This is a genomic window from Actinomadura soli, from assembly GCF_005889715.1.
GTDB classification, from domain to species: domain Bacteria; phylum Actinomycetota; class Actinomycetes; order Streptosporangiales; family Streptosporangiaceae; genus Spirillospora; species Spirillospora soli.
In genome coordinates this window covers 26177-36047 of sequence record NZ_VCKW01000061.1, presented here as the reverse complement: position 1 = coordinate 36047, position 9871 = coordinate 26177, and the positions used below count along the sequence as shown (strand labels likewise).

Sequence of the window (9871 nt, the reverse complement as noted above, 5' to 3'; positions counted from 1 at the left end):
GGGGCCGGGCGGGCGGCGGCGCGTCCGTTCCCGTACCTTCGCCTCCAGGTCCGCCGCCTCCTGCGAACGCACCGGCGGGACGGCGCCGCCCCGCGCCGTGTCGGCCGCGCGCTCGACGCTGAGGGCGCGCAACGCCGCCAGCGCCGCCGCCCGCTCCGGGTCCTTCGGCGGACGGACGCGCGCCGGACGCCCGATCGCCCGCCGCCGCTCCTCGACCGCCAGCAGTTCCCGTGCCGAGCCGGCCAGGCCGAGACCGAGCTCGGCCAGCTCGGTGGCGAGTCCCGACGCGCGGGCCCGCAGGTCGAGCGCGCCGAGCGCCTCCGCGTGGTCCTCGGTCACCTGGAGCCCGAGCCTGACCGCGGCCACCGCGCCCTTGTGGTCGGCCCGCGCGGAACATTCCAGAGCGACGGCGTGCCAGGCGGCGATCTGCGCGGACGCGGGGCCGCTTGCCCGCCCGACTGATGACAGCAGGTGCCCGGCCGGCCTGCCCAGGGACAGTGCCACGCGCGCGGCGACGATACGGGCCTCGTCGGCGGCATCGGCCCAGCCGCCGCTCTCCAGCCGTTCGGCCGTCGCCATGGCCGAACGCAGCAGGACGGCCGACCGTTCACCGGACGCCCACCGTGCCCTGAGCAGGACGTGCTCGGCCAGGAGCATCCATCCTGTGCGTTCCTGCTCAGCGAAAGCGGCTCGTGCCCGTTCGGCGGCCTCCGTGCACTGTTCCGGGTGCCCGGCGGCCAGTTCGGCGTGGGCGAGAAGGAGGAACCCGTCCGCGACGTCGCATCCGTAGCCGTTCGCCGTGGACTCGTCTAAGGCCGCCAGAAGGACGGGACGAGCCTCGCCTGGCAAGCCCGCCAGAATGAGCGTTTCCGCCTGGTCGAACCGGCATTGCGCCAAGCGTTCACCGGTCAGATGGGGTTCGGCCTCTGCGAAGAGCCGGAGCGCGCGCGGTATGTCCCCACGCCGCGCCATGGCGAAGCCGAGGTTGCCCTTGGACATTGCAGTCTGGTGACGCAGCCCGGCCGCTTCACCGACAGCGATCGCCTCCACGAGCGCCGACTCCGCCCCGGCGAGGTCGCCGCGCAAAGCCCGCGCGAGCCCCAGATTCGTGAGCAGGCCATTGAGAGTGGCCGGATCGTGTCCGCGCCTTAGGCGGGGCAAGGCCCGTGCGGCGACATCGTGTGCTTCGTCAAGCCGTCCGGCTCTTGCCAGGGCGCACGCCTTGTTCGCGGACAGGCGGTCTGCGTCCGGGCCGTCCAGGACGGTCTCTGCCTCCTCCGCGTGGGCCAGAGCCCCAGCGACGTCACCGCGGGCCGTGAGCAGCCCGACGAGATTCATCCGCACCTGCGCCACCGAATAGACGTCATCGGCCAGATCCAAGGCTTGATGAAGGAAGGCGAGACCTTCGTCCAGCCGTCCCAGCTCCTTGGCGGCGAGCCCGGCCGCCCGCAGCCCGGCCACCCGCATGGCGAGCACTCCGCCGCCCTCGCTCAAGAGCGCGAGCGCCCGCGCGTACGCGGTGGCCGGGTCGGCGGCGGCCGGCCCGGAGAGGGAACGCCCCTCCAGGCCGGTCACAGGCTGATCCAGCTCGTGACGATCGACGTGCCGTCGTCCAGCCGGAAGACCAGGCTCACCAGGCCCGCCGGGACGCGCGGCACGCAGAACAGCCCGGCGGGCTCCGTGCGCGCCGTGATCCCGTCCGGCGGCAGGTCCCGGTGCCGGACCTGGACGAGCGCGGGCGCGGACGGCACGAGCCGCCCGGTGAGCTCGCGGTCCCGGCCGTGCTCCGACACCTCGATCTCCACCTCGCCGCCGGGGCAGGTGAACGTCAGCACGCGGCCCGCCGCGCCGCGGAGCCCGGCCGCCGCCGCGCGGCCGCCCCGGTCACGCGTCAGCTCCGCCAGCGTCGCGTCGGGCGCCCGCCACGCGATCGACGCCCGGGCCGCCGCCAGGACGTCGTCCGGCACCGGGTCCATCGCGTCGAACGCGTCGCGGACGCCCGCCAGCAGTTCGTCGTCGTTCACGGGACGAGCCTCCGCAGCGCCTCCAGGCAGCGCGCCCGGGTCGGGCCGACGCTGCCGACGGGGATGCCGAGCGCGGCGGCGAGCTCGGCCTGGCTCGGCGCGAGCGCGAACAGCCGCAGCAGCGTCCGGCACCGCCGTGGCAGCGCGTCGAGTGCCGCGCCGACCCGCCCGACCCGCTCGCGGTCGAGCACCACCTGGTCGGGGCCCGGCTCCGGCGCCCGCGGCGCGGGCACCAGGGGCAGGTCGCGGGCGCGCCGGCGCACCAGCCGCAGGCTCTCGTTCCGCGCGGTCGTCGCCAGCCAGCACGCCGTCGCGCCCGGATCGCGCAATCCGTCGATGCGCTCCACCAGCCGCAGCCACGTGGTCTGCACCACGTCGCCGGAATCGGCGTCGTTCAACCCGTGCGAGCGGGCGATCGACCACAGCAGCCCGCTGTGCCGATCCACCAGCCGAGCCCACGCGTCGCCGTCGCCGCCGCGCGCCCGGACCACCAGTTCGTCCGTACTGTCGTCCCAATGGGCCACCGAAGTCTCCTCCCGAGGCCCCCCGCTAAGTGCTCACCCTATGGCATCGGCGGGTGACTCCGCGTGGACGGCCACCGCTTCGCGGCCGAGCCGTTCTCCGGGACCGACCACGACGCCGAGGTCAGGCAGGACGGGGTGCGCCGCCGGATCGAGCACCCGGTCCGCCGCCGTGACCGCGTCGACGCCCGCCGCCGCCACGAGCCCGGCGATCCGCCCCGCCACCACGGGCGCCGCGAAGGACGTCCCGCTCCACGTCGCGTAGCCGTCGAACAGGTCGGGGTCGATGCCGTGCACGGGCGGGTGCGTCCCGTCGAACCGCACGAACGTGCTGGCGACGTCCACGCCCTGGGCGCACGCGTCCACCCACCAGCCGTGGTTGGAGAACGCGGCCCGGACGTCGCCGTCCAGCGCCGCGACGCCGACGACGGGCTTCATCGCCGCCGGCCAGAACGGGCGGCCGGTCGCCGTGTTGCCCGCGCACGCCACCACGACCGTCCGGCGGCCGAGCGCCGCGATCGCCCGCGCCAGCACCGGGGACGGACGGTCGTCGTAGGTGTGGCAGCCGAGCGAGATGTTGACCACATCGGCGCCTCCCTGCTCCGCGAGCCGTTCCAGCGCCCGGATCACCTCCAGCTCGTCGCCGACGCCGTCGCCGCCGATGACGCGGTGCGCCAGGAGCCGCGCGGACGGCGCGTGCCGCAGCACCACGCCCGCGATGAACGTGCCGTGCCCCGCCTGCGCGTCCAGCTCGTAGTCCAGGTCGGCGTCGAGGACCTCCTCGACCTCGGCGCGCTGCTCCCGGTACCACTCCGCGTCCGTGTACCACGGGTGCGGCGACAGGCCGGTGTCGAGGATCGCGACCGTCACCTTCCTCCGCGCCGCGGCGGCCTCGGGCGCGGGCAGGGGCGCGGCCGGACGGGGCAGGTCCGCGGGCCCGCTCCACCACATCGGCTGCCCGTGGACGAGATGGTTCGGCGCCACGCTGAGCCGGCGGCGCCGCCCGTCCGCGACGCGGGCGCCGGCGCCGAGCCCGGCCGCGAGCTCGCACACGTCCACCTTCGCCGCGGCGCGCAGCCGCAGCCGCGTGACGCCGCGCTCGTCGTGCCGCGATTCGTGCCAGCGCCGCACGATGCTCTCGGCCGCGCCGGCGTCCTGCCCGGCCACCAGGATCTCGTCCCGGCGGATCAGCGCCGGACGTCCCGGCACCCGCTCCACGACGACCGCGTCCCGGTGCCGCGCCAGCACCCGCTCCAGCCGTGCCTGTTGATCGAACATCCGTCCTCGCTCTCGCGTCGGGCCCGCACCCGCACTCATCGTGCCCGCACGGCGACGGTTCGTGACCGATATCGGACAGGAGAGCGCGGCCGGAGCCGGACGCGATCGTCTTGAACTTTCACCGCGCGGCGGCGTCGCAGCCCCTACCCTTGTCGGTCAGCGCCCGTGAACGATGTGCATCCAGTGGTCAAGCGTTCGATAATCCGTGAATCCACGGTGGTGCGAGACGTGCCGATGATGCACAATGAGGGACGCGGACGCCGACTTGGGACGTACGAGGCCGTAGGGGAAGACGAGCCTCGGTACAGATCCAGGAGGTCCGGTGACCGCACGTGGCGTTTTCTACGTCCACTCCGCGCCGCCTGCGCTGAGCCCGCACATCGAGTGGGCCGCCGCGGGTGTTCTCGGTGTGCCCGTTTCCCTTGAGTGGACAGATCAGGCGGCCGCACCGGGAACGCTGCGCGCCGAGCTTCATTGGGAGGGGAGGCCCGGTACCGCCGCGGGCATCACCTCCGCGCTGCGTACGTGGAAACTGGTGCGGTTCGAGGCCACCGAGGATCCCACCCCGGGCACCGACGGCGTCCGGTTCAGCTTCACCCCGTCCCTCGGGGTGTTCACCGGCGTGATCGGGGCCAACGGCGACATCATGGTCCCCGAGGACCGGCTCCGCTCCGTCATGGCGAACGCCGCGATCGGCAAGACCACCCTGGAGCACGAGCTGGACCGTCTCCTCGGCACCCCGTGGGACAACGAGCTGGAGCCCTTCCGGCGGGCCGGCGACGGCGCTCCCGTCCGCTGGCTGCACGCGGCCGTGTGACGCCCCGGCGGCCCGCGCGGCCGCCCGAGGCCGTCCCGCTGGAGCGTTCTCGTCCCGCAACGTGCGCGCCCCGCAGCGGGGCCCGGCCGGCGGCCCGCCACGGAACGGATACGCGAACGGCCCGGCGGGGAGAACCCGCCGGGCCGTTCGAGAGCCGTCAGAGGGCGCGTTCGAAGGCGACCGAGACGTTGTGGCCGCCGAAGCCGAACGAGTTGCTGAGCGCCGCCGCGGGGCCGTCCGGGAGCTTGCGGGGCTCGTCGCGCACGATGTCCAGGTCGGCCTCGTCGTCGAGGTCCTCCAGGTTGGCGACGAACGGGACGAGGCCCTCCTTCAGCGCCAGGATCGTGAAGATCGACTCCAGCGCGCCCGCGCCGCCGAGCAGGTGCCCGGTCATCGACTTGGTGGCGGTGACGACGACCTTGGCGGCGACCTCCTCACCGAGCCCCGCCTTGATCGAGGCCAGTTCGGCGACGTCGCCGGCCGGTGTCGAGGTGGCGTGCGCGTTGATGTGGATGATGTCGGACGCCTCCAGACCGGCGTCGACGAGGGCCCGCTGCATCGCCTTGGCCTGCCCGGAGCCGGTCGGCTCGGGCAGCACGATGTCGTACGCGTCGTTGGAGTAGCCGGCGCCGGACGCGATCCCATAGATCTGCGCGCCGCGGGCGCGGGCGTGCTCCTCCCTCTCCAGGATCATCACCGCGGCGCCCTCGCCGAGGACGAACCCGTCGCGGTTCTTGTCGTAGGGGCGGGACGCGCGCTCCGGCTCGTCGTTGCGGGTCGACAGGGCGCGCATGGAGCCGAACGACGCCATCTGCAGCGGGTGGATGCACGCCTCGGTGCCACCGCAGATGATCACGTCGGCGCGGCCCGCGCGGATCATGTCGATCGCGTAGCCGATGGCCTCGCCGCTGGACGCGCACGCGCTGACCAGGGCGTGCGAGCCCGCGGTCGCGCCGAACTCGATGCCGACGTGGCCGGACGCGCCGTTCGGCATCAGCATCGGGACGGTGAAGGGCGACACACGCGCCCAGCCCTTCTCCCGGTAGACGTCGTAGCTGTTGAGGGCGGTGTGCAGGCCGCCGATGCCGCTGGAGACCACGACGCCGAGCCGGTCGAGGTCCATGTCGAACCCGCCGTCGACGCCGGCCTTGTCCATGCCCTTCTGCGGCTTGCCGCCGCGCGACGGGGCGAACCCGGCGTCCGCCCACGCCTCCCGCGCGGCGATCAGCGCGATCGCCTGGTTGCGGTCGAGGCGGCGCAGCGACTGCCGCGGCAGCGTGTCGGCCGGGTCGGCCTTCAGCGTCGCCGCGAACCGGACCGGCAGGTCCTCGACGCCCTCCCACCGCAGGGGACGGATCCCGGACTCTCCGGCGAGCAGGGCGGACCAGGTCGACGGCAGGTCTCCGCCGAGTGGGGTCGTTGCACCGAGACCCGTCACGACGACTCTGGTCTGGCTCTTGCTCATGGCTGGTGCTCCTTGCGGACTGGAAAGGGGTGGGTGCGGGCAGGCCGCCGTCCCGGTCACCCGGGACGGCGGCACGCCCGCCCGCGTCTCAGCTCTTGGCCGCGGCCTCGTGGTTCTGGACGAAGTTGACGACGTCCTTGACCGTCTTCAGGTTGCGCAGCTCGTCGTCGGGGATCTCGACGCCGAACTGGTCCTGCGCGGCCACGGCGATCTCCACCATCGACAGCGAGTCGATGTCGAGGTCGTCGATGAAGTTCTTCTCCGGGGTCACCTCGGACTTGTCGATGCCGACGATGTCGTCGATGATCTCCGCGAGGCCGTCCAGGATCTGCTGTTCGGTGGCGATGTCGGCCATGATCTGCGTTTCTCCTTCGGTGGGTTGGTCCAGAGCCTGCGAGCGAGCGTGACGGCCTACGGGATCTGGATGACTTGGGCGGCGTAGGACAGCCCGGCGCCGAACCCGACCAGCAGGGCCGGGGCACCGGACGGCACGTCGCCGCGTTCGATCATGCGGGAGAGGGCCAGCGGGATCGAGGCCCCCGAGGTGTTGCCGGACTGGACGATGTCGTCGGCGACGACGGCGTCCTTGGCCTTCATCTTGCGGGCGATCGCCTCGATGATCCGCAGGTTGGCCTGGTGCGGGACGATGGCGGCGAGGTCCTCCGGCCGGATCCCGGCGCGCTCGCACGCCTCGACCGCGACCGGCGCGATGGCGGTGGTCGCCCAGCGGAACACCGCCTGCCCCTCCTGCTGGATGAACGAGTGCCGGGTGGGGATGATGATCTTGTCGTACTTGTCGCCGGCGCTGCCCCACACGACCGGGCCGATGCCGGGCGAGTCGCTGGCCGCGACGACCGCGGCGCCTGCGCCGTCAGCGAAGATGATGCAGGTGGAGCGGTCGGTCCAGTCGAGCCACTGGGACATCTTCTCCGAGCCGACGACCAGCACGTTGCGGGCGCTGCCCGCCCGGACGGCGGCGCTCGCGGTCGCGAGCGCGTAGCAGAAGCCGGCGCAGGCGGCGTTGATGTCGAACGCGCCGGGCGCGTCGATGCCGAGCCGGTGCGCGACCTGCGGGGCGTAGCCCGGCATCGGCGACTCCGCCGAGCAGGTGGCGAGGATCACCAGGTCGATGTCGGACGGGGCGAGCCCGCTGCCCGCGAGCGCCTTCCCGCCCGCGTGCGCGCCGAGCTCGACGATGCCCTCGTCGTCGCCGGCGATGCGGCGCTCGGCGATGCCGACGCGGCTGCGGATCCACTCGTCGTTGGTGTCGACGGTCTCCGCGAGCTCGTCGTTGGTCACGATCCGGGCCGGGCGGTAGTCGCCGAACGCCAGGACGCGGGCGCCGGCGGCCGCGTCGGGGATGCGGAGCCCGCCGGTCATGCCGCGTCCGCCTTGATCAGCTCGCGGGCCCTGTCGAGGTCCGCGGGGGTCTTGAGGGCGACCCGCTCGACGTCCGGCAGCTCGCGGCGGGCGAGGCCGGTCAGCGTCCCGGCGGGCGGCAGCTCGATGATCGCGGTGACGCCGAGGTCGCGCATGGTCTCCATGCACAGGTCCCAGTGGACGGGCGCGCTGACCTGGTCGACGAGCCGCTCGACGAACGCGGGCCCGTCCTCGACGACGGCGCCGTCGCGGTTCTGCAGCAGCCGAGTCCGCGGGGCGGCGACGGGCGCGCCGGACGCGATGCGGCGCAGCGCGTCGACGGCGGGCGCCATGTGCTCGGTGTGGAACGCCCCGGCGACCGACAGCGAGCGGAGCCGCGCCTTCTCGGGCGGATCATCGGCGAAGGCGGTGAGGGCCTGGACCGTCCCGGCGGCGACGACCTGGCCGGCGCCGTTGACGTTCGCGGCGGTGAGCCCGTGCTTGTCGATCGAGGCGAGGACCTCGTCGGGGTCGCCGCCGAGCACGGCGGTCATCCCGGTCTTGATGACGGTGGCGGCCTCGGCCATCGCCCGTCCCCGCTCCCGGACGAGGACCAGCGCCGTCTCGGGCGACAGGACCCCGGCGATCGCGCCCGCGGCCAGCTCCCCGACGCTGTGCCCGGCGACCACGCCGGGCAGGTCGCCGTCGTCGTAGAGGGCCTCGTAGGCGGCGAGCGCGGCGGCGACCAGCAGCGGCTGCGCCACCGCGGTGTCACGGATCTCCTCGGCGTCCGCGGTCGTCCCGTAGCGGACCAGATCGAGCCCGGTGACGGCGGACCACCAGGCCAGGCGGTCGGCGACTCCGGGTATCTCTAGCCATGGCTGCAGGAAGCCGGGGGTCTGGGCGCCCTGGCCGGGCGATGCGAGGAGGATCACCCGACCAGCCTGCCGCCAACGCCCCCCGCTCTACGATGCGGATCAGCACGAACTTTGGTCCGAACCCTTTGTACGACACCTACAAGCAGCGTTAGCCCGGGGGGACGACCCCCTGGAACCCCCGGCACGGTCGGGGGGCCGTTTCCCGAGCCGCTGGCGCGTCTCGCGAAACGGCCCCCCCGACCGGCGGGTCGTGCGACCTTCGGGCGCTGGGCGCCCTCCGGCCGCCCGGCCCGTGCGGCCGGAGCTGGGGTTTCACCGGCGGTTTTCGAAGCGGCCGAGGACGAGCGCGATGCGGAGGGTGAACGCGTTGCGGCCGTCGGTGGGGGCGAGGCCGGTGAGCTCGGTCACGCGGCGGAGCCGGTACCGGACGGTGTTGGGGTGGACGAACAGCAGCCGCGCGGTCGCCTCCAGCGACGAGCCCTGTTCGAGGTAGGTGGTGAGCGTGTCGAGGAGCGGGGCGCCCGCGGCGAGCATCGGGTTGTAGACGTTCTCCACCAGGTGGCGGCGCGCGTCGTCGTCGCCGTCCAGGGCACGCTCGGGCAGCAGCTCGGTCGCCGGGACGGGACGGGGCGCGTCCGGCCAGCCCGCGGCGGCGCGCAGCCCGGCGACGGCGGCCTGCGCGGACCGGGTCGAGTCGTACAGGTCGGGGACCTGCGGGCCGACGACGACGGGGCCGGGGCCGCATTTGGCGGCGATCGGCCGGGCCGCCTCCATCGGGTCGGTGTCGCCGCCGACGATGACGATGACGCGGCGCCCCTGCACCCCGGCGAGCACGTCGGCGCGGGCGCGGCGCGCGGCCAGCTGCATCTGGTCGATGGTGACCTCGGGCTCCTCGTCCTCCGGGGTGAGCCCGGCGATGACGGTGACGGGCTTGGACGTCCAGCCGAGCGCGGCCGCCCACGAGTGCATGCCGTCGTCGACCTCGCCGCGCAGGACCGCGTTGACGACGAGGGCCTCCAGCCGCGCGTCCCAGGCGGCGCGTGTCTCGGCGGCGCGCGCGTACACCTGCGCCGCGCCGAACGCCACGTCCCGCGTGTAGCGCAGGATCGCCTCGCGGAGCTGGGCCTCGCCGCCGGGCGCGGCCAGCTCGTCCAGGCGGGTCTCCACCACGTCGATGATGACGCGGACCATGTCGATGGTGTGCTGCAGCTTGATGGCGCGGAGCAGCTCGCGGGGCGCGGTGCCGAACACCTCCCCGGCGATGGCCGGACGGGTCTTCTCCTCGTTCTTGAACCATTCGACGAACGCGGCGATGCCCGCCTGCGCGACGAGCCCGATCCAGGAGCGCTGCTCGGCGGGCATGCGCCGGAACCAGGGGAGCTGCTCTTCCATGCGGGTCAGCGCCGCGGTGCCGAACGTCCCCATGGCCTTCTCCAGGCGCTGGGTCGTCTGTTCGCGTATCTCGGCCTCGCTCGCGGTGTCCACCTCCCCAGGGTGCCATTACCTGGAGGTGACCGTCTCGCTGCGGC

Annotated in this window: 9 protein-coding genes and 1 pseudogene; 1 reads left to right on the top strand and 9 read right to left on the bottom strand. The window is 73.9% G+C overall.

Going from position 1 to position 9871, the window contains the following annotated elements; translation table 11 throughout:
- The 4 genes and pseudogenes from ETD83_RS14440 to ETD83_RS14425 form a co-directional block, all read right to left on the bottom strand.
- A pseudogene (locus tag ETD83_RS14440) lies at positions 1 to 1575 on the bottom strand (hypothetical protein); the annotation flags it as partial.
- On the bottom strand, positions 1572 to 2024 hold the full coding sequence (locus tag ETD83_RS14435; RefSeq protein WP_138645631.1) for a hypothetical protein: 453 nt from the start codon (positions 2022 to 2024) through the stop codon (positions 1572 to 1574). The pseudogene ETD83_RS14440 and the gene ETD83_RS14435, both read right to left, overlap by 4 nt.
- Positions 2021 to 2548, bottom strand: coding sequence for an RNA polymerase sigma factor (locus ETD83_RS14430; protein ID WP_138645630.1), 528 nt, complete (start codon positions 2546 to 2548; stop codon positions 2021 to 2023). The genes ETD83_RS14435 and ETD83_RS14430 overlap by 4 nt, the downstream gene beginning before the upstream one ends.
- A gap of 33 nt (positions 2549 to 2581) precedes the next feature.
- Entirely contained in the window at positions 2582 to 3823 is a 1242-nt protein-coding gene (locus ETD83_RS14425) for a S8 family peptidase (RefSeq protein ID WP_171064201.1), read from the bottom strand.
- A gap of 322 nt (positions 3824 to 4145) precedes the next feature.
- On the opposite strand from ETD83_RS14425, the gene ETD83_RS14420 reads away from it, so the two are divergent.
- Positions 4146 to 4640, top strand: coding sequence for a DUF3145 domain-containing protein (locus ETD83_RS14420; protein WP_138645628.1), 495 nt, complete (start codon positions 4146 to 4148; stop codon positions 4638 to 4640).
- A gap of 157 nt (positions 4641 to 4797) precedes the next feature.
- Here ETD83_RS14420 and ETD83_RS14415 read toward each other — a convergent pair whose 3' ends face one another.
- The 5 genes from ETD83_RS14415 to ETD83_RS14395 form a co-directional block, all read right to left on the bottom strand.
- Positions 4798 to 6105: a beta-ketoacyl-[acyl-carrier-protein] synthase family protein gene (locus tag ETD83_RS14415; RefSeq protein ID WP_138645627.1), complete on the bottom strand. Its 1308-nt coding sequence runs from the start codon at positions 6103 to 6105 to the stop codon at positions 4798 to 4800.
- An 88-nt stretch (positions 6106 to 6193) separates the two neighbouring features.
- On the bottom strand, positions 6194 to 6460 hold the full coding sequence (locus ETD83_RS14410) for an acyl carrier protein (RefSeq protein WP_138645626.1): 267 nt from the start codon (positions 6458 to 6460) through the stop codon (positions 6194 to 6196).
- Between the two features lie 56 nt (positions 6461 to 6516).
- Positions 6517 to 7485 (bottom strand): beta-ketoacyl-ACP synthase III, encoded by a 969-nt coding sequence (locus tag ETD83_RS14405; RefSeq protein WP_138645625.1) that lies wholly within the window; start codon positions 7483 to 7485, stop codon positions 6517 to 6519.
- Positions 7482 to 8399, bottom strand: a complete 918-nt coding sequence (locus tag ETD83_RS14400; protein WP_138645624.1) for an ACP S-malonyltransferase — start codon at positions 8397 to 8399, stop codon at positions 7482 to 7484. The genes ETD83_RS14405 and ETD83_RS14400 overlap by 4 nt, the downstream gene beginning before the upstream one ends.
- A gap of 255 nt (positions 8400 to 8654) precedes the next feature.
- Positions 8655 to 9827 (bottom strand): PucR family transcriptional regulator, encoded by a 1173-nt coding sequence (locus ETD83_RS14395; protein ID WP_138645623.1) that lies wholly within the window; start codon positions 9825 to 9827, stop codon positions 8655 to 8657.
- Positions 9828 to 9871: the final 44 nt, after the last annotated feature.